The organism is Rahnella sp. P4_A8, from assembly GCF_056402435.1.
In genome coordinates this window covers 53,009-71,150 of sequence record NZ_JBFUHK010000018.1, presented here as the reverse complement: position 1 = coordinate 71,150, position 18,142 = coordinate 53,009, and the positions used below count along the sequence as shown (strand labels likewise).

18 protein-coding genes, 1 pseudogene and 1 other annotated feature are annotated in these 18,142 nt (G+C 53.4%); of the genes and pseudogenes, 10 read left to right on the top strand and 9 right to left on the bottom strand.

Annotated elements, in window-relative coordinates; translation table 11 throughout:
* Positions 1 to 274: 274 nt before the first annotated feature.
* Positions 275 to 907, top strand: a complete 633-nt coding sequence (ompW, locus tag AC1DUO_RS12050; RefSeq protein ID WP_013575931.1) for an outer membrane protein OmpW — start codon at positions 275 to 277, stop codon at positions 905 to 907.
* A gap of 71 nt (positions 908 to 978) precedes the next feature.
* Here the strand turns inward: ompW and AC1DUO_RS12045 are convergent, their stop codons facing one another.
* The 6 genes and pseudogenes from AC1DUO_RS12045 to AC1DUO_RS12020 form a co-directional block, all read right to left on the bottom strand.
* A complete protein-coding gene (locus AC1DUO_RS12045) occupies positions 979 to 1,293 on the bottom strand; it encodes a BON domain-containing protein (RefSeq protein ID WP_013575930.1) in 315 nt (104 codons plus the stop codon).
* 215 nt (positions 1,294 to 1,508) lie between these two features.
* Positions 1,509 to 2,315, bottom strand: coding sequence for a tryptophan synthase subunit alpha (trpA, locus tag AC1DUO_RS12040; protein ID WP_013575929.1), 807 nt, complete (start codon positions 2,313 to 2,315; stop codon positions 1,509 to 1,511).
* Positions 2,315 to 3,505, bottom strand: coding sequence for a tryptophan synthase subunit beta (gene trpB / locus AC1DUO_RS12035; protein WP_013575928.1), 1,191 nt, complete (start codon positions 3,503 to 3,505; stop codon positions 2,315 to 2,317). The genes trpA and trpB overlap by 1 nt, the downstream gene beginning before the upstream one ends.
* 44 nt (positions 3,506 to 3,549) lie before the next feature.
* On the bottom strand, positions 3,550 to 4,914 hold the full coding sequence (trpCF, locus tag AC1DUO_RS12030) for a bifunctional indole-3-glycerol-phosphate synthase TrpC/phosphoribosylanthranilate isomerase TrpF (protein WP_119261743.1): 1,365 nt from the start codon (positions 4,912 to 4,914) through the stop codon (positions 3,550 to 3,552).
* A 3-nt stretch (positions 4,915 to 4,917) separates the two neighbouring features.
* Positions 4,918 to 6,521 (bottom strand): annotated as a pseudogene (gene trpD / locus AC1DUO_RS12025) (bifunctional anthranilate synthase glutamate amidotransferase component TrpG/anthranilate phosphoribosyltransferase TrpD).
* Between the two features lies 1 nt (position 6,522).
* A complete protein-coding gene (locus tag AC1DUO_RS12020) occupies positions 6,523 to 8,085 on the bottom strand; it encodes an anthranilate synthase component 1 (RefSeq protein ID WP_013575924.1) in 1,563 nt (520 codons plus the stop codon).
* 57 nt (positions 8,086 to 8,142) lie between these two features.
* Positions 8,143 to 8,245 (bottom strand) — a sequence feature (Trp leader region).
* 330 nt (positions 8,246 to 8,575) lie between these two features.
* Here AC1DUO_RS12020 and rnm point away from each other — a divergent pair.
* The 7 genes from rnm to cobT all read left to right on the top strand — a co-directional run bounded on the left by rnm (position 8,576) and on the right by cobT (position 14,835).
* Complete coding sequence (gene rnm, locus AC1DUO_RS12015; RefSeq protein WP_013575923.1) at positions 8,576 to 9,499, top strand: RNase RNM; 924 nt, start codon at positions 8,576 to 8,578, stop codon at positions 9,497 to 9,499.
* Positions 9,500 to 9,533: 34 nt separating this feature from the next.
* Positions 9,534 to 10,154 carry an L-threonylcarbamoyladenylate synthase gene (locus tag AC1DUO_RS12010; RefSeq protein ID WP_013575922.1) on the top strand — a complete coding sequence of 207 codons (621 nt, stop codon included), beginning with the start codon at positions 9,534 to 9,536 and terminating at the stop codon, positions 10,152 to 10,154.
* Positions 10,155 to 10,751: 597 nt separating this feature from the next.
* A complete protein-coding gene (rluB, locus tag AC1DUO_RS12005) occupies positions 10,752 to 11,672 on the top strand; it encodes a 23S rRNA pseudouridine(2605) synthase RluB (protein WP_223509797.1) in 921 nt (306 codons plus the stop codon).
* 148 nt (positions 11,673 to 11,820) lie between these two features.
* On the top strand, positions 11,821 to 12,375 hold the full coding sequence (gene cobU / locus AC1DUO_RS12000) for a bifunctional adenosylcobinamide kinase/adenosylcobinamide-phosphate guanylyltransferase (protein ID WP_013575920.1): 555 nt from the start codon (positions 11,821 to 11,823) through the stop codon (positions 12,373 to 12,375).
* A gap of 25 nt (positions 12,376 to 12,400) precedes the next feature.
* A complete protein-coding gene (gene cobS / locus AC1DUO_RS11995) occupies positions 12,401 to 13,153 on the top strand; it encodes an adenosylcobinamide-GDP ribazoletransferase (RefSeq protein WP_013575919.1) in 753 nt (250 codons plus the stop codon).
* A gap of 16 nt (positions 13,154 to 13,169) precedes the next feature.
* Positions 13,170 to 13,766: an alpha-ribazole phosphatase gene (gene cobC / locus AC1DUO_RS11990; protein ID WP_013575918.1), complete on the top strand. Its 597-nt coding sequence runs from the start codon at positions 13,170 to 13,172 to the stop codon at positions 13,764 to 13,766.
* 25 nt (positions 13,767 to 13,791) lie between these two features.
* The gene (gene cobT, locus AC1DUO_RS11985) at positions 13,792 to 14,835 is read left to right on the top strand and encodes a nicotinate-nucleotide--dimethylbenzimidazole phosphoribosyltransferase (protein WP_013575917.1); all 1,044 of its coding nucleotides are present in this window, start codon (positions 13,792 to 13,794) and stop codon (positions 14,833 to 14,835) included.
* A gap of 16 nt (positions 14,836 to 14,851) precedes the next feature.
* Here the strand turns inward: cobT and cobO are convergent, their stop codons facing one another.
* Entirely contained in the window at positions 14,852 to 15,442 is a 591-nt protein-coding gene (gene cobO, locus AC1DUO_RS11980) for a cob(I)yrinic acid a,c-diamide adenosyltransferase (RefSeq protein WP_013575916.1), read from the bottom strand.
* Between the two features lie 18 nt (positions 15,443 to 15,460).
* Positions 15,461 to 16,222 carry a YciK family oxidoreductase gene (locus tag AC1DUO_RS11975; protein ID WP_015690068.1) on the bottom strand — a complete coding sequence of 254 codons (762 nt, stop codon included), beginning with the start codon at positions 16,220 to 16,222 and terminating at the stop codon, positions 15,461 to 15,463.
* Between the two features lie 28 nt (positions 16,223 to 16,250).
* Here AC1DUO_RS11975 and AC1DUO_RS11970 point away from each other — a divergent pair, with 28 nt between their 5' ends.
* Together AC1DUO_RS11970 and sohB are read left to right on the top strand one after the other, a co-directional pair.
* Positions 16,251 to 16,415, top strand: coding sequence for a hypothetical protein (locus tag AC1DUO_RS11970; protein WP_157962111.1), 165 nt, complete (start codon positions 16,251 to 16,253; stop codon positions 16,413 to 16,415).
* Positions 16,416 to 16,582: 167 nt separating this feature from the next.
* The gene (gene sohB / locus AC1DUO_RS11965) at positions 16,583 to 17,626 is read left to right on the top strand and encodes a protease SohB (RefSeq protein ID WP_013575914.1); all 1,044 of its coding nucleotides are present in this window, start codon (positions 16,583 to 16,585) and stop codon (positions 17,624 to 17,626) included.
* A 114-nt stretch (positions 17,627 to 17,740) separates the two neighbouring features.
* Here the strand turns inward: sohB and AC1DUO_RS11960 are convergent, their stop codons facing one another.
* On the bottom strand, positions 17,741 to 17,992 hold the full coding sequence (locus AC1DUO_RS11960; protein WP_013575913.1) for a YciN family protein: 252 nt from the start codon (positions 17,990 to 17,992) through the stop codon (positions 17,741 to 17,743).
* Between the last annotated feature and the right edge of the window lie 150 nt (positions 17,993 to 18,142).

Here is an 18,142-nt window from a genome sequence, read left to right as displayed (position 1 = left end):
CCTTACGGCACCAAACCAAAACTAACTATGAGTATGCAAATTACGCAGCACCCTTGTTTTTAGCAACTGTAATATCGCCTGTTAACAAAACAACAAAATCTCGTCATTTTTGATGCAGATCAATTCCTTTGTGTTTATAGCTTTAGATCGCTTTGCGGAAGATGCATTTTCTTACTTTTTGTTTTAAAGATGTGATCCCGCATTGATCAAACCATACCAAAGAGTAGGTATCATTCGCGCGGTTGATAACTAATCCACACAAAGGGAAGGGACAATGAAAGCAGCATATTGGGCATTAGTGGCAGCAGCGGCATTTCCGGCAGTCTCGAGCGCACATCAGGCAGGGGATGTGATTTTTCGCGTAGGGACAGCCACAGTTCGTCCGACAGAAGGCTCGGACAACGTGCTGGGTCTGGGTTCATTTAATATCAATAACAACACGCAGATGGGATTAACCCTCGGTTACATGTTCACTGACAATATCGGGATGGAGTTGCTGGCAGCCACACCGTTCCAGCACAAAGTCGGTCTGCAAAGTACCGGGACTATCGCAGAAGTGAAACAATTACCGCCGTCTCTGATGGCGCAGTATTACTTTGGTGACCGTCAGGACAAATTGCGTCCGTACCTCGGAGTAGGTATCAACTACACCACATTTTATGACGCGGATTTCAACCAGACCGGGCGTGATGCCGGGCTGTCTGATTTAAGCGTCAAAGATTCCTGGGGTGTGGCAACGCAGGCTGGTCTGGATTACAACCTGGACGATAACTGGTTAATTAACATGTCTGTCTGGTGGATGGATATTGATACGGAAGTCAAATTCAAAGCTGGTGGTGAGCAGCAAAACATCAACACCCGGATCGACCCATGGGTCTTTATGTTTGGCGCCGGCTATCGTTTCTGATTTCCGGAAAGACAGTTCAAAAAAAGAGGCGCTTCGGCGCCTCTTAGATTTTCAGTTTGCTACATTCCTGATTATTTCAGTCGCATATCATTCTCAATTGAACGCACACCGGCTACGCCGCGAGTCACTTCAACTGCACGGTTTGCATCTGCTGTTGACGTCACAAAACCACTCAACTGTACGCGGCCTTTAAAGGTCTCGACACTGATCTCAGTGGATTTAATGCTCTTATCTGCCAGCAGGGCAGATTTTACTTTTGTGGTGACGACGGTGTCATCGATGTAACCACCGGTTCCTTCTGATTTTTTGGTCGGCGCACAAGCGGCAACAGCCAGGACCACAACCGCTGCCATGCAGAATGCGGACAATGTTTTGAATAGCTTCATAAAATAACTCTCCATGATTTGTTATAAAACCAAAAGAAACAACATGTTAGCTGAGCAGATGATATCTCTCTCATACAGTATCATTGATCTGCAGAGTAATTTTAGTTTGGATTATTGAAATGGGTAATACAAATTAAGCGGGGTAAAAAAAAGTAAGAAATTAAAAGAAACAGAACCTTAGTCACTGTATGACTGAGGTTCTGTCTGAGAGAGGGTTAAGCGCGGGTCGCGGCCTTCATTTCACTGACAAAGCGGGAAAGCTGAGCCAGCATTTCAGAAGGCTGATGCTGATTGTTTTCGATGATACGCACCGTCGCTGAACCGGAAATAGCACCGGCTGCGCCTGCGGCCAGCGTTTCTTTCACCTGTGACGGTTCGGAAATACCAAAGCCCTGCAAGGGTGGCGCGGCATTGTATTCACGTAACTTATCAACCAAGTGATTCAGCGGCGTCAGCGCGCGTTTTTCAGTGCCTGTCACGCCTGCACGTGACAGCAAGTAAGTGTATCCGCGGCCATGAGACGAAATCTCACGCAGCAAATCGTCAGAGGCATTTGGCGGACAGATGAAGATAGGAGCGATGCCGTGGCGTAACGCGGCCGCACGGAATGGCGCAGATTCTTCAAACGGCACATCGGCAACCAGCACCGAATCGACGCCCACTTCAGCGCAACGCTGATAGAAGGTTTCAATACCATTGTGGAACACCAGGTTGGCATACATCAGCAGGCCAATCGGAATATCCGGATGCTTTTCGCGAATACGGGCCAGCATGTTGAAGCATTGCGTTGGCGTCACACCCGCAGCAAAAGCACGCAGATTTGCATTCTGAATGGTCGGGCCATCGGCCAGAGGATCGGAGAACGGTACACCCAGTTCCAGTGCGTCGGCACCGGCTTCGATCAGCGTATCGATGATTGACAGTGACAGCTCAACGCCCGGATCGCCCAGCGTGACGAAAGGAACAAATGCGCCTTCTTTTTTGCTTTCCAGACGCTTGAATAATTGCTGATAACGTTCCATTAAATCTCTCCCCGGGCAGTCAGGATGTCGTGTACGGTGAAAATGTCTTTGTCGCCGCGACCTGACAAATTCACGACCAGGATTTGTTCTTTCTCTGGTGTTTCCTTGATCAGTTTCAGCGCGTAAGCCAGCGCATGAGAGGATTCCAGTGCAGGAATAATCCCTTCATGGCGGGACAATTCTTTAAAGGCATCCAGCGCTTCATCATCGGTAATCGACACATATTCTGCACGGCCAATGCTGTTGAGAAAAGCGTGTTGCGGGCCGACGGACGGGAAATCCAGACCGGCTGAAATCGAGTAGGATTCTTCAATCTGACCCTCAGACGTCTGCATCATCGGTGCTTTCATGCCGAAGTAAATGCCGACGTGACCGTGTTTGAGCGGCGCGCCGTGTTGTCCGGTTTCAATGCCCAGACCACCCGGTTCAACGCCAATCAGCTTCACGCTGGTGTCGTCGATGAAATCCGCAAACATACCGATCGCATTGGAGCCGCCGCCGACGCAGGCAATCACCGCATCCGGCAGGCAGCCTTCGCGTTCCTGCATCTGCGCTTTGGTTTCTTCGCCGATCATACGCTGGAATTCACGCACGATGGTCGGATACGGATGCGGGCCTGCTGCCGTGCCCAGCATGTAGTGGGCTTTTTCATAGCTGCCGGACCAGTCACGCAGCGCCTCATTACAGGCATCTTTCAGCGTGGAAGAACCGCTATGTACCGGAATCACTTCAGCCCCCATCAGACGCATACGGAACACGTTTGGCGACTGACGCTCAATGTCTTTTGCGCCCATATAAATGCGGCATTTCAGGCCGAGCAGCGCACAGGCCAGTGCCGATGCCACGCCGTGCTGACCCGCGCCGGTTTCGGCGATGATTTCAGTTTTGCCCATGCGTTTGGCCAGTAATGCCTGACCCAACACCTGGTTAGTTTTGTGCGCGCCGCCGTGCAGCAAATCTTCACGCTTAAGGTACAGCTTGGTTTTGGTGCCTGCGGTCAGGTTTTTACACAACGTCAGGGCGGTCGGGCGGCCTGCGTAGTTTTTCAGTAAATCAATGAATTCGGCCTGAAACTCAGGGTCGCGCTGTGCGCTGACAAAAGCTTCTTCCAGCTGAGCCAGCGCAGGCATCAGAATTTGCGGGACATACTGGCCGCCAAATTCGCCAAAGTAGGGATTAAGTAAAGTCATGTTATCGCGTCCTGTCTGTCAATTTTTGCGTCATTGCGTGCGGCTTAATACGCCCGCAATGTCTGGAATACGGCATTAATTTTCCCGGCATCCTTGATGCCCGGCTCGCTTTCAACACCTGAGTTGAAATCCAGGCCTGCGCAACCGAGTTGTGCGGCTTCGACGCAGTTATCTGCGCTCAGTCCACCGGCGAGTAAGGTGTTGCTCAAATCCTGACCGGCCAGTTTGCTCCAGTCGAACCGGTGACCCGTGCCCCCTTTGCCGTTGTCCAGGACGTAACGATCCACGTGATTCAGGTCGCGCGCTGGCAATGTTTCTTTGACGCTCAGCGCTTTCCAGATCTGAACCGTTTGCGGCAAGGCTGTGCGCAGGGCATCGATATAAACCTGATCTTCGTCGCCATGAAGCTGCACGGCGGCCAGGTTTAATGTCTGAGCCGTCTGGGCCACTGTGGTGATTTCTTCATCGCGGAACACGCCGACATACTTCAGCGGTGCGCCGTTCTGCACTTCTTTCGCCTGCGTCTGTGTCACGAAACGCGGTGAGGCTTCAACAAAAATCAGCCCGCCATAAATAGCACCAGCTTCGTGCGCGGCTTTGGCATCCTGAGCGCGGGTCAGGCCACAGACCTTGTTTTCACCGAGCAGCACGCGACGAACGGCACTGCTCAGGTCTTGTTCCGACATCAGCGCACTGCCGATCAGGAAGCCATTGGCGAAGCGGCTCAGTTCACGGATTTGTCCGTAAGTATTAATACCTGATTCACTGATGACCGTGACGCCATGCGGTACGCGCGGTGCCAGCTCACGGGTGCGGTTCAGGTCGATAGACAAATCGCGCAAATCGCGGTTATTGATACCGACGACTTTGGCTTTCAGTTTAACGGCGCGATCCAGTTCTTCTTCATTACTGGCCTCCGTCAGCACGCCCATGTTAAGGCTGTGAGCAACCGCGGCGAGCTGAACGTACTGATCGTCATCGAGCACTGACAGCATCAGCAAAATCGCATCAGCCTGATAGAAACGGGCCAGATGGATCTGATACGGGTCGATAATAAAATCTTTGCACAGCACAGGCTGCGTGACGGTTTTGCTCACCAGCGGCAGAAAATCAAAACTGCCCTGGAAGTATTTTTCGTCCGTTAATACGGAGATGGCGGAAGCATGGTCTTTATAAACGCTGGCGATTTCTACCGGATCAAAGTTATCGCGGATCTTGCCTTTCGACGGAGACGCTTGTTTGCACTCCAGAATAAAGGCGGTTCTTGCCCCTTGCAGGGCATGGTAGAAACTGCGCTGGCTCTGAGTTATGTCGTTCTGAAAGCTGGCCAGCGGTTGCTGATCTTTACGTGCCGCGACCCAAATTTCTTTATCGCGAACAATTTTGTGGAGCACGGTTTCCTGCTGCATCACTTATCCTCTTGCTGCCAATGCCACCACGCGCTGGTAGGGTTCACCGCTGCGCATGACGGCCAAAGCCTGTTGTGCATTTTGCTTTAAATCTTCCTGACCGAACAGACGCAGTAACATCGCCACATTAACGGCCACAGCGGCTTCATGGGCCGGATCTCCTTTACCTTGTAATAAGCGTGCCAGAATGTCACGGTTTTCTTCCGGCTCGCCACCCAGCAGGGATTCTAGCGGATAATTATCCATACCGAAGTCCTGTGGCGTCAGTTCGTAAGTGGTTATTTGACCGTCTTTCAGCTCCGCAACCTGCGTTGCCGCGTGGATCGCCACTTCATCCATGCCGCCGCCGTGAACCACCGCAGCACGCTCATAACCCAGTGCCCGCAATGTTTCTGCAATCGGCTGCACCAGTTCGGGGCTGTACACGCCAATCAGTGCCAGCGGAGGACGTGCCGGGTTGATCAGCGGCCCGAGCACGTTAAACAGCGTGCGGGTTTTCAGCGATTTACGCACCGGCATCGCATGGCGGAAACCGGTGTGGTATTGCGGCGCGAACAGGAAACACACACCCAGATCATCCAGCGCGGCCCGGGATTCTTCCGCAGGCATATCCAGACGGATGCCAAAAGCAGCCAGTAAATCCGATGAGCCCGAACGGCTGGACACGCTGCGGTTGCCGTGTTTTGCCACCCGTGCCCCACACGCTGCCGCTACAAAGGCGCTGGCGGTGGAAATATTGATGCTGTTGGTGCCGTCGCCGCCGGTGCCGACAATGTCCGCAAACGGATAGTCAGGACGCGGGAACGGCTCGGCGTGTGCCAGCAATGCTTTGGCGGCGCCGGCGATTTCAGCCGGTTGCTCACCGCGCACTTTCATGCTGATTAATGCACCGGCCAGTTGCGCCGGTTCCAGTTCGCCATTCACGATGGCGGTAAATAGCTGCTGGCTTTCTTCCTGCGTCATTGTCTGAGCGCGGAACAGATTGTCGAGAATGCCGGGAATAGTTTGCGTTTGCATGACAGTTCTCCTTACGCCAAAGCCCAGGCCAGTGTCTGCTCAAGCAGACGGGCGCCCTGTGAAGTTAAAATGGATTCCGGATGGAACTGGAAACCGCAGACGCGATCTTCTTCGTGACGTACTGCCATCACCATATCGCCGTAGCGGGCGTTGACGGTCAGTCCCTCAGGGATCTGGCTGCCGACCAGCGAGTGATAACGCGCCACCGGCAGTGGATTGTTCATACCGGCGAACATCGCTTCGTTGTCATGCGTAATAGAAGAGGCTTTGCCGTGCAGGATTTCACCGGCCTGGCCGACGAAACCGCCGTAGGTTTCCACAATTGCCTGATGACCGAGACAGATACCGATAATCGGCAACTGACCGCGCAGACGTTTGAGCAGCTCAGGCATGCAACCGGCTTCGGACGGCGTACCCGGTCCCGGAGAAAGCACCAGCACCGGTTTTTCCAGTTGGCTGAGTTTTTCGATAATCACGTCAGCCGGGATCTGATTGCGATAAATCACCACGTTATGTCCGCTCGAGCGCAACTGATCGACGAGGTTGTATGTAAAGGAATCGACGTTATCGATGAGTAAGATATCGGCCATCTTAAAATACCTCTTTCGCATTATGGGCGGTGGCGATGGCACGCAGCACTGCACGGGCTTTATTACGGGTTTCGTCGGCTTCGGCTTGCGGAACGGAATCGAGCACCACACCGCCCCCAGCCTGTACGGTGGCGATGCCGTCTTCGACATAGGCGGAGCGGATCACGATGCAGGTATCTAAATCACCGTGAGCGGTGAAGTAACCCACTGCGCCGCCGTAGCTTCCGCGACGGGTTTGCTCGGAGGCAGAAATCAGCTGCATGGCGCGCACTTTCGGTGCGCCGGTCAGTGTGCCCATGTTCATCACGGCCTGATAAGCGTGCAGTACGTCGAGGTCATGACGCAGCGTGCCAACCACGCGGGACACCAGATGCATCACGAAGGAATAGCGGTCAACTTTGGTCAGGTCGGCGACGTAACGGCTGCCCGGTTCGCAGATCCGTGCCAGATCGTTACGCGCCAAATCCACCAGCATCAGATGTTCGGCCAGCTCTTTATGGTCAGTCCGCATTTCCAGTTCGATGCGGCTGTCGAGATCCAAATCCAGTGAACCGTCAGCGCGGCGACCACGAGGGCGTGTACCGGCAATCGGATAGATTTCAATCTGACGATTTGTCGCGTCGTATTTCAGCGCACTTTCCGGCGACGCGCCGAACAACGTGAAATCGTTATCCTGCATGAAGAACATATACGGGCTCGGGTTGTTGTTTTTCAGCGTTTCATAAGCGGCCAGCGGAGCAGGGCACGGCAGTGAGAAACGACGTGAAGGCACCACCTGGAAAATTTCACCGGCGCGGATCGCCACTTTCATCTTCTCTACCACGGCACCAAACTCTTCATCGCTCTGATTTACGCTCAGTTGCATTTCCGGCACGCTCTGGTGCGGAATGGCGTGCGGCGGTAGCTGTAACTGGTGCTGCAGTTGTTCAAGGCGGGCTTGCAGACGCTGTTTCTCTTCCGGCGACGGCGTAAACAGGCTGGCCTGCAAACGACATGAACGGTTCTGATGGTCGAGTACCAGCAGAGTTTCTGCCAGATAGAAGCAGAAATCCGGGCAACGTTGGTCAGACTCTAATGCCGGTAAATCTTCAAAACCGGCGACCAGATCGTAGGCAAACAGACCGCCGAGGAACATCGCTTCGCGCTCATCGGCAGGCGCTTCAACTGAGGTCAGGATGCTGCGTAACGCATCAAACACGGAGCGCGAACGCAGGCGGGCGTCTTCATCCTGCATCTGGTCGATGGACGGGAAACTCAGCTCGCGGCCATTCGGACGCACGTCGTTACGCATTTCAGCCGGTAACGCGGTGTCAATCAGTGAGAGTAATGACGCGCCGTTTGGCGTGAGTGCCTGAATCGAAACCCGGGAACCCAGCGCCGTGATGCGCAGGGCGCTGTCGACAATCAACAGGCTCTTCAGGTTTTCTTTGCTGGTCACTTCGGAGGACTCCAGCAGCAGGGTCGCCGGACGGGCGCCGCACAACTGATGGAAAATGGCCGTCGGGTCGCCGCGGTAACATCCTTCTGCGGTCAGCAATTCTAAACGTGGTTTCTGAATAGTCATTTTGCTTCCTGAAATTTTCTCAACGTTTGTATTAAACGGATTTCAAATTAGACGGCCACAAAAAAGCCCGCATTATGCGGGCTTCGGAAATCTTGCAGCGTCTGATGACAGCTATGCGTGATTACTCCGCCCGACAAGGGGAAGTACGCCACCAGCTGAGAACCGCCATCATGTAAGTTTTCATCATCAGACACTCTTGTTTGTTTATGAAGCTATCGTTTTTAAAACGTAAGCTTTCTGAATCGGTTTGTCACGGTGTTCATTGCTGAGCTATTCCGTGAACTTGCGTACTAGTAAACTAGTTCAGAGATGTAAAGTCAACCCTCTTTTAGCGCAATTTCCCCCTTTGGTGCGGCGACGTTGTGCAAACAGTGTTGTTATAGCACTGTAACAGTGCGTAACGGCCGGGTGAAATCATCCCTAACGTGCAACGCACTAACGCGTTATGATATGTGCTGCATTCAGAAACAGGTTAATTCCCCACGTGACGATGACTTTACCAACAAACACTTCGCCTTCAGCAGACGACCAGATAACCCGCAACGCATTTACCCTTTACGATCTCCACAGCCATACCACGGCATCTGACGGCTATTTAACACCGGAAGCGCTGGTGGCGCGTGCAGTAGAAATGCGTGTCGGCGTACTGGCGATCACCGATCACGACAGCACGGAAGGGCTGGCGCGGGCAGCGCGGGCGATTGCTGACAATCAGCTGCCACTGCAACTGGTAAACGGTGTCGAGATTTCTACGCTGTGGGAAAATCATGAGATCCATATTGTCGGGCTGGGTATCGACCCGGGGCATCCGGCGATGGTGGAATTACTGAAAGTGCAGGCCGATTTGCGTCAGCAGCGTGCGCAGGAAATGGGCCGTCGTCTGGCGAAAGCGCGCATCGAAGGCGCGTGGGAAGGTGCGTTACGTCTGGCCGATGGCGGAGCCGTCACCCGTGCACATTTTGCCCGTTATCTGGTGGAATTCGGCGCGGCTGACAACATTGCGCAGGTATTCAAAAAATACCTCGCCAAGGGCAAGACCGGCTACGTTCCGCCACAGTGGTGTACAATAGAACAAGCGATTGATGCAATTCATCAGTCTGGCGGACAGGCGGTTGTCGCCCATCCGGGACGTTATGAACTGTCCACAAAATGGCTGAAACGCTTACTGGCGTTCTTTGCTGAACAGGGTGGCGACGCGATGGAAGTCGCGCAATGTCAGCAGGCACCCAATGAGCGTGCACAACTGGCGGCTTACGCCCGTGATTATCAGTTGCTCGCCTCACAGGGATCTGATTTCCATCAGCCTTGTTCGTGGATTGAGCTGGGGCGCAAACTTTGGCTTCCCGCAGGCGTAGAACCGGTATGGCAACACTGGCCGGTCGCCGGGAAACAGCCTGAAATTGAACCGGTCTGAAGCCCGACCGCAGAAGAAGAATTAAGAGGGAAAAATGAGTCAATATTTTTATATTCATCCGGAAAACCCGCAGCCCCGCCTGATTAATCAGGCCGTAGAATTGCTGCGCAAAGGCCAGGTTATCGTGTATCCGACAGATTCCGGTTATGCACTGGGTTGCCGTCTGGAAGAGAAAAACGCCATGGAGCGTATTTGCCGGATTCGTCAGCTGGACAGCAACCATAACTTCACCCTGGTGTGCCGTGATTTGTCTGAGCTGTCGACTTACGCCTATGTGGATAACGCGGCTTTCCGCCTGATGAAAAACAACACGCCGGGCAATTACACGTTCATCCTGAAAGCGACCAAAGAAGTGCCGCGCCGTCTGATGAGCGAGAAACGTAAAACGATCGGCCTGCGCGTGCCGTCCAATCCGATTGCGATTGCCTTGCTGGAGGCGTTGGGCGAGCCGCTGATGTCGACCACGCTGATGCTGCCGGGCAATGACTTTGCAGAATCCGATCCGGAAGATATCAAAGATCATTTGGGCAAGGTGGTGGATCTGGTGATTGACGGCGGGTCTATTGGTCAGCAGCCTACCACGGTGGTTGATCTGACAGAGGCTGCGCCCGAAGTGGTGCGTGAAGGCGCGGGCGATCCGACACCGTTCCTCTGAGGCTTGTTTGAAAAATAACCGGACTGCAACGTTTTTTGCAGGATACAAATTGCATATAAATGTGTATAATGGCAGGCTGACTTTTTTCTAAGTCATTGTAATGATACGCAATAACTGAATTTTTGCGGGCAGATGACAAATCAGGTCATGCTGCCGGCTCCCCCCGACGCCTGTGAAGGCGACAAATGAGGCTGCTCAATGAGCGAGAAGTATAATTCCCAGAAGCACACCAGCGACAAATCCAAAGCATCACGTCCATCTGGTGACAAGCCAAAAAGTGGCAGGAATTCCGGCGCAGCAAAAAGCCGTCCGGAACCGTCGCGGGCTGAAAAGCGCGGCGAAAAGCCACGTACTGACAAACCACGCAGCGACAAACCGCGCAGCGACAAGCCACGTTCAGACAAACCACGTTCTGACGCAGGCCGCAGCGATTCGCGTTCTGAATCCCGTATCGACAATTCACGTATAGAAAAAGCACGCAGCGGCAAACCGGGTCGTCCGGAACATGCACGCGGTGAAAAACCACGTACGTTGAAACCTCGCGGAACCAAACCTAAAGCTGAAGCACTGTTTGATGAAAACGGTGACGAAGAAGAAGTGAAATACCAGAAGCCGAAGAACGCACTGGACAGCACCGAAGGTCAAAGCGAAAAACTGCAAAAAGTCCTCGCCCGCGCAGGTCATGGTTCACGTCGTGAAGTTGAAGCGATGATCCAGGCTGGCCGCGTCAGCGTTGACGGTAAAATTTCTACGCTGGGCGACCGCGTGGAAGTCACCGGCGGTACCAAAATTCGTCTTGATGGACACGTTCTGTCAGTGATGGAATCTCAGGACACCGTTTGCCGCGTACTGGCGTACTACAAGCCTGAAGGCGAGTTGTGTACACGCAATGATCCGGAAGGCCGTCCGACCGTCTTTGACCGTCTGCCAAAAATGCGCGGTTCCCGCTGGATCGCCGTAGGTCGTCTGGACGTTAACACGTCAGGCCTGCTGTTATTCACCACCGACGGTGAACTGGCTAATCGCCTGATGCACCCGAGTCGTGAAGTTGAGCGTGAATATGCCGTACGTGTTTTCGGTCAGGTTGATGATGAAAAAATCAAACAACTGAGCCGTGGCGTGCAGCTGGAAGACGGTCCCGCGGCGTTCCGCTCGATCAAATTCCAGGGCGGTGAAGGTTTGAACCAGTGGTACAACGTGACCCTGACAGAAGGACGTAACCGCGAAGTTCGTCGTCTGTGGGAAGCTGTTGGCGTACAGGTAAGCCGTCTGATCCGCGTGCGTTACGGTGATCTGAATCTGCCTAAAGGCCTGCCTCGCGGTGGCTATAAAGAGCTGGATCTGCCAGACATCAACTATCTGCGCACACTGGTCGACATGACGGAAGAAACTGTCAGCAAACTGCCGGTTGAGCGTGATCGTCGTCGCGTAAAAGCCAACCAGATCCGTCGTGCTGTGAAGCGCCATACTCAGGTTGCACCGACGCGCCGCACTACCGGCCCGGCAAAACGGGGTTAATCGCTGACAAGCGAGGCACTTGCGTCTATGCTCATAAACCGCAGTCAGTGACTGCGGTTTTTTTTTGCTCAAAATTCAGGGCATAACATTATTCTGCATCCACCCTGTTCATGAATACTCTTCAGTAATACAACGCAAGGAGCTGATTATGATGCTAATCACCGGAGGTGCCCGCAGTGGTAAAAGCCATTTTGCTGAGCAGATAGCAGAGAAACGTGGCGGCGAAGTGCTGTATATCGCCACCTCGGTCGTTACTGATGCCGAAATGGCGGATCGCATCCGTTATCACCAGCAACAACGTCCGGCTCACTGGCATACGTTTGAAAGCTATCGTGATCTGGGGGATGTCGTACTCGCGCATCAGGCGCAGTTTCCGACCATTATTATCGAGTGCATCACGACGTTGATTACCAATCTTCTGTTTGATCTGGCCGGTGAAACACCGCCGGAACACATGGATTTTGACGCAATAGAACAGCATATTTTTGCGCAAACCACGAAACTGATGGAAGCTGCGCAACATCCTGAATCTGAAGTGATTATTGTCACTAATGAAGTGGGGATGGGCATTGTGCCGGATAACCTGCTGGCGCGGCGTTTTCGTGATATTGCGGGGCGGGTGAATCAGCAACTGGCTGCCGCGGCGGATGATGTCTACCTGATCGTATCCGGCATTCCGGTACCGGTGAAAACATCGGAATAAAACGACTCAGAACAGGGTGTTTATTATGGCTTTATGGCGGCTGTTTCTCGCGACATTGCAGTTTCTCACCCGCATCCCGGTCAGGGATCGCTGGTGCGATGGCATTGAACTGAAAGAGTATGCACGCGGCATTGTCTGTTTTCCGCTGGTCGGGCTGGTTATCGGTTTACTGTCCGCGCTGGTGTGGCAGATTTTAATGCCGCATATCGGTGTGCTTCCGGCGGCGATTGCGGTTGTCATTGCACATATTATGCTGACCGGCGGTTTACATCTCGACGGGCTGGCCGACAGTTGCGACGGTTTATTTTCGGTGCGCAGCCGGGAGCGTATTCTCGAGATTATGCGCGACAGCCGGATCGGCACCAACGGCGCGCTGGCGCTGATTGTGGCTGTTCTGTTGCGAACCGCACTGGTTTATCAGATGAACGCCGACGGATTGCCGGTGCTGGTGTTTCTTATCGTCACGCCGGTTGTCGGGCGGAGCATGATGGCGGTGATGATGTACCGTCAGGCTTATGCCCGCGAGTCAGGAATGGGCAATTTGTTTATTGGTAAGATCAGCGAAGGGCGCTTTGGTATCACATTACTGTTGATGGCAACGCTGGTGCTGCTCATCGGCGGGTTATTCTCCCTGTTTGCATTACTGGTGACGTTGCTGTTTGTTCTCGGTTTCCGGCGTTTTGTCGCCACGCGCATTGGCGGCCAGACCGGCGATACGCTGGGCGCGGCATGTGAATTGAGTGAACTGGTCTTTCTGTTTTTCCTGTTATGGCACTGAGACAAGGGACAAAATTATGAAACTGTATCTGATACGGCACGGACAAACTCAGGCTAACGTTAACGGCGTTTTTTGCGGCAGCAGCGACATTGCGCTGACCGCCGAGGGTGAGCGACAGGCGCAGCATGTGGCGCGTCAGCTGGCTTCTACTTCGCTTGATGCACTGATTCACACGGATATGCGCCGCAGCCGCGATACGGCGGGCATTATTGCTTACGGGCGCGAACTGGCAATGGAAACTCAGCCGCTGTTGCAGGAAATGGGGTTTGGCGAGTGGGAAATGCGTCATCACAAAGAACTCGAAGCCTCGCAGGCAGAAGGCTATCAGGCCTGGTGTCAGGACTGGCAAAAGGCCGACGTACCGCAAGGTGAGTCATTTACAGATTTCACTCAGCGTATCCGGCAGGCGTTGCAGCAGTTGCATTTGCGTCCGCAGGAAAGCAGGCTGGCAATAGTCGCGCATCAGGGTTCACTCAGCCTGCTGCTGGCGATGATGCTGAAACTGGCACCGGCTGACATGTGGCGTTTTCCATTTAAGCAAGGCTGCCTGTGTGAAATTGATCTCAGCCCCGGCGCTTGTGTCATTCAGCGTTTTAATGACAGCGGTATTTAACTTTTAAACTGGTAAGGACAACCCGATGGCTTCTCTGGCCAATATTATCCGTCAGATTGCTGAACCCGATGCACAGGCCGCACAAACGGCTGCTGCGCGGCTCGACAGTCTGGTAAAACCTTTAGGCAGTCTTGGCCGCCTGGAACAACTGGCGATTCAGCTGTCATCCATCCGGGGTGATCAGCCTTTGCATTTTCCGAGCAAAGAAGTGCTGGTGATCGCGGCCGATCATGGCGTGTGGCAGGAAGGCGTCACACCCTCCCCGCAGGAGGTAACGGCGATTCAGGCGGTGAACATCGTGCAGGGCAAAGCCGGGGTTTCTGTGCTGGCTCGGGTAGCCGGGGCGCAGGTGACGCTGATTGACTGCGGAATCATTGGGCCGGATATTCCCGGTACGCTGAATCACAAAGTTGCGCAGGGAACCGGCAATATTGCCACCGGCCCGGCGATGACGCGCGAACAGGCGGAATCTTTACTGATCTGGTGTGCGGAACGGGTGATCGCGAAAGCTGAAAACGGTTTATCCCTGCTGGCTGTCGGTGAGCTCGGGATGGCAAACACCACGCCAGCGGCGGCGATGGTGGCGGTGCTGACCGGCGCTGCGCCAGCGCAAACCGTCGGGCTGGGTGCGAATCTTCCGCCGGACAGACTGGCGCATAAAATCAGCGTGGTCGAAAAAGCCATTGCGGTAAATCAGCCGGATCCGTCAGATGCACTGGATGTGATGGCAAAAGTCGGGGGATTCGAACTGGTAGCCATGGCGGGTGCGATGATTGGCGCGGCGGCGGCGGGTATTCCGCTGGTGCTGGATGGCTTCCTTTCTTACGCGTCGGCGCTGGCAGCGTGTCAGTTAGCACCTGCGCTGAAACCCTATCTTATCCCTTCGCATATTTCAGCAGAGCAGGGCGCAACGCTGGCGCTTGAAGCGCTGGGCCTGCAACCGTATTTCGATCTGAATTTACGACTGGGCGAGGGCAGCGGCGCGGCGCTGGCGTTACCGCTGATTGATGCTGCCTGTGCTGTCCATAACGAAATGGCGACGCTGGCGGAGTGTCAGATAGCGCTTTAAAAGTAAAAGCAGGGCGTTACCAGTCAATGCCCTGCTGCGCCATAATTCCGGCGTCAAACGCATGTTTCACCGGACGGAGTTCGCTGACGGTATCGGCCATTTCCAGCAGATCACGATGGCAGCCGCGCCCGGTGATAATCACGGTCTGGTGCGCGGGACGGGCTTTCAGCGCATCCACCACGTCCTGCAAATCCAGATAGCCAAAACTGACCATATACGTCAGTTCATCAAGCACCACGAGATCTAATGATGCATCAGCCAGCATCCGTTTACCGTGCTGCCAGACAGCCTGGCAGGCTTCGGTATCCGTTTCTTTATTCTGCGTTTCCCAGGTAAAACCGGTCGCCATCACCTGAAATTCCACGCCATGAGGCTCGAGCAGATTTTTCTCGCCGTTAGGCCATTCACCTTTAATAAACTGGATCACTGCCGCGCGCATGCCATGGCCGACAGCGCGGGTCACCGTGCCAAATGCCGCCGTGGTTTTGCCCTTACCGTTACCGGTAAATACAATCAGTATTCCGCGCTGTTCTTTGGCGGCGTCAATGCGCGCATCAACCTGTTCTTTCAGCTTTTGCTGGCGCTGTTTATGGCGATCTTCAGTCATCAGAGACTCCGTGATTATTTATTCTGCCGGACCGGCTTTGCGCCCTGGCTGGGCATCAAAACTGATACCTGTTTTACGGCGGCTGTCATCGCCCATCAGATACAGATACAGCGGCATAATATCAGCCGGTGTCTTGAGTTTATCTTTGTTTTCATCGGGGAACGCGGAGGCGCGCATGCTGGTGCGTGTGCCGCCAGGATTGATGCAGTTGACGCGCAGGCCGGTATGCTTATGTTCTTCGGCCAGCACCTGCATCATACCTTCGGTGGCGAATTTTGACACGGCGTAAGCACCCCAGCCGCTGCGGCCTTCGCGTCCGACGCTGGACGTGGTGAACACCAGCGAAGAACTGGCAGATTTCAGCATCAGCGGCAGTAACGACTGGGTCAGCATAAACGTGGCGTTCACATTGACCTGCATGACGTTCATCCAGTCCTGCAACTTAATCTCAGCCATTGGCGTGATGTCAGTCAGCAATCCGGCGTTGTGCAAAACGCCGTCCAGATGCGGCACCCATGCAGCGATTTGATCTGCGACGCGCTGGCAGTCCTGCTGACTGGCGGTCTGTAAATCCAGTGCATAAATGAAAGCCGGTCGCAGATTACGTGCGGCAATTTCCTGCTGCACACTGGCCAGTTTACTCTCAGTACGGCCCAGTAAAATCACCTGCGCGCCGAAACGGGCATACGTCAGTGCGGCTTCACGGCCGATGCCGTCGCCGGCGCCAGTGACCAGAATGATACGGTTATTGAGCAAATCGGATTTAGGATGATAATGCACGGTCAGTCCTCTTAAGGGGGGCGGCGATGTGGCGGTAAATGACGTCATCACATCAGGCGCTCTTCATATCAAAAATGGCGGAAACGGGAGATATTGCGCTCAACCAGAGTCCGGCATTTTGGTGAAAATTTTAGCTTTTTCGGGTGCAATCACCGCTTATATGCCTCAAATGGGCATGAGTTTCAATGATTAACCGAAAAGCGGGCAGCTCTTTTGTAACAAAATTGGAACACAGACGCACTCTGTTTTACGTCTGAGTCATGATGTCATCTTCGAACAAGACGTCAGTGCGGCGATTGTTTAGAATGTTTAACATCTTTCTTACCACGGTTTTATTACCACGTTGAAAAGGCGGTATGTGTGGATTTACTTTCTCTTTATGGGCTATTTTTGGCCAAAGTTGTGACCGTTGTGATCGCCATCGGCGCGCTGGTCGTGTTGTTTGTCGGCCTCCGTCAGCGTAAATCTCACGGCAAAGGTGAGTTACACCTGGTCGATTTAGGTGAACAGTATCGCGAAATGCAACGTGAAATGCGCAGTGCGCGCATGAACCCTGCCGAACTTAAAATTCGCAGCAAGGAACTGAAGAAAAAGGATAAAGCGGAAGCAAAACAGAAAAAACTGCAAGCCAAAACCGGCAGTTCGAAAAGCAAACCTTGCCTGTATGTACTCGATTTCAAAGGCAGTATGGATGCCCACGAAGTCACCTCACTGCGGGAAGAAATCTCGGCGGTGCTGGCCGTTGCAACCCCGGAAGACGAAGTGTTGTTGCGCCTCGAAAGCCCGGGCGGTGTGGTGCACGGTTACGGCCTGGCGGCATCACAACTTGTGCGTCTGCGTCAGAGTGGTATTCGTCTGACGGTTGCGGTAGATAAAGTCGCAGCCAGTGGCGGTTACATGATGGCCTGTGTGGCGGACAGGATTGTCGCCGCGCCGTTTGCCATCATCGGTTCGATCGGCGTGGTGGCGCAGATCCCAAACTTTAACCGTTTGCTCAAACGAAATGACATTGATATTGAGTTGCACACGGCGGGCGAGTTTAAACGTACCCTGACGTTGCTGGGTGAAAATACCGAAGAAGGTCGTGAAAAGTTCCGTGAAGATCTGAATGAAACGCATGTGCTGTTTAAAGAGTTTGTTCATCAGAACCGGCCGTCGCTGGACATTGATGCGGTAGCCACCGGTGAGCACTGGTTTGGTACCCAGGCGCGTGAAAATGGCCTGATTGATGCTATTGGTACCAGTGATGATTTACTGATTGCAGAAATGAAAAATCATGAAGTGATTGCGGTGCGTTACAGCCGTCGTAAACGCATGATGGACCGTTTCACCGGCAGCGCGGCAGAGAGTGCTGATCGCCTGTTCCTGCGCTGGTTACAACGCAGTCAGAAACCGCTGCTGTAATCTATTTTTTTCGCAAGGCATAAAATAAAAAGGGACGAATGTCCCTTTTTAATCCTGCGGATTAAGCCCCGCCGTTTACCGGTTGTGTATACCTTTATTAGCGATTGTTTTATCTCAATCTTCGAGATGGTATTTTTCTGAAAAAAGATGAGCCAGGTGTTTAAACATATTAAATACCGCAGTGGTTTTTCTGGTCGGTAAACCGTCTTCATCCATGAAAAACTCCCCGCGGAAAACCAGCACATTGCCTTTCTGCTCAACCTCTGTCGCCAGCATTCCATGCATGTAATCTTCGTGCTCACGGATAACCTTATTCGCTTCGACCAGTAAAGCTTCGCGACTAATTGCCGATGTATTTTCGTGCATGATATTTACTCCCCACTATAATTGCTGACGTTATTGTAATCCTGACGCTGATAAAACCGCAAATCTGCTGGGGGTAATCTGCTTAATCGCTCTGGTTATAATTTGAGCGCCTTTATAAAAAACGGGCGCGTATTGGCGAAAAGGGCCTTT

What these genes read in the sequence shown, in the direction of transcription:
- ompW (WP_013575931.1), top strand. Translation starts at nt 275, where the DNA reads ATGAAAGCAGCATATTGGGCATTAGTGGCAGCAGCGGCATTTCCGGCA.
- AC1DUO_RS12045 (WP_013575930.1), bottom strand. Translation starts at nt 1,293, where the DNA reads ATGAAGCTATTCAAAACATTGTCCGCATTCTGCATGGCAGCGGTTGTG.
- trpA (WP_013575929.1), bottom strand. Translation starts at nt 2,315, where the DNA reads ATGGAACGTTATCAGCAATTATTCAAGCGTCTGGAAAGCAAAAAAGAA.
- trpB (WP_013575928.1), bottom strand. Translation starts at nt 3,505, where the DNA reads ATGACTTTACTTAATCCCTACTTTGGCGAATTTGGCGGCCAGTATGTC.
- trpCF (WP_119261743.1), bottom strand. Translation starts at nt 4,914, where the DNA reads ATGCAGCAGGAAACCGTGCTCCACAAAATTGTTCGCGATAAAGAAATT.
- AC1DUO_RS12020 (WP_013575924.1), bottom strand. Translation starts at nt 8,085, where the DNA reads ATGACTATTCAGAAACCACGTTTAGAATTGCTGACCGCAGAAGGATGT.
- rnm (WP_013575923.1), top strand. Translation starts at nt 8,576, where the DNA reads ATGACTTTACCAACAAACACTTCGCCTTCAGCAGACGACCAGATAACC.
- AC1DUO_RS12010 (WP_013575922.1), top strand. Translation starts at nt 9,534, where the DNA reads ATGAGTCAATATTTTTATATTCATCCGGAAAACCCGCAGCCCCGCCTG.
- cobU (WP_013575920.1), top strand. Translation starts at nt 11,821, where the DNA reads ATGATGCTAATCACCGGAGGTGCCCGCAGTGGTAAAAGCCATTTTGCT.
- cobS (WP_013575919.1), top strand. Translation starts at nt 12,401, where the DNA reads ATGGCTTTATGGCGGCTGTTTCTCGCGACATTGCAGTTTCTCACCCGC.
- cobC (WP_013575918.1), top strand. Translation starts at nt 13,170, where the DNA reads ATGAAACTGTATCTGATACGGCACGGACAAACTCAGGCTAACGTTAAC.
- cobT (WP_013575917.1), top strand. Translation starts at nt 13,792, where the DNA reads ATGGCTTCTCTGGCCAATATTATCCGTCAGATTGCTGAACCCGATGCA.
- cobO (WP_013575916.1), bottom strand. Translation starts at nt 15,442, where the DNA reads ATGACTGAAGATCGCCATAAACAGCGCCAGCAAAAGCTGAAAGAACAG.
- AC1DUO_RS11960 (WP_013575913.1), bottom strand. Translation starts at nt 17,992, where the DNA reads ATGCACGAAAATACATCGGCAATTAGTCGCGAAGCTTTACTGGTCGAA.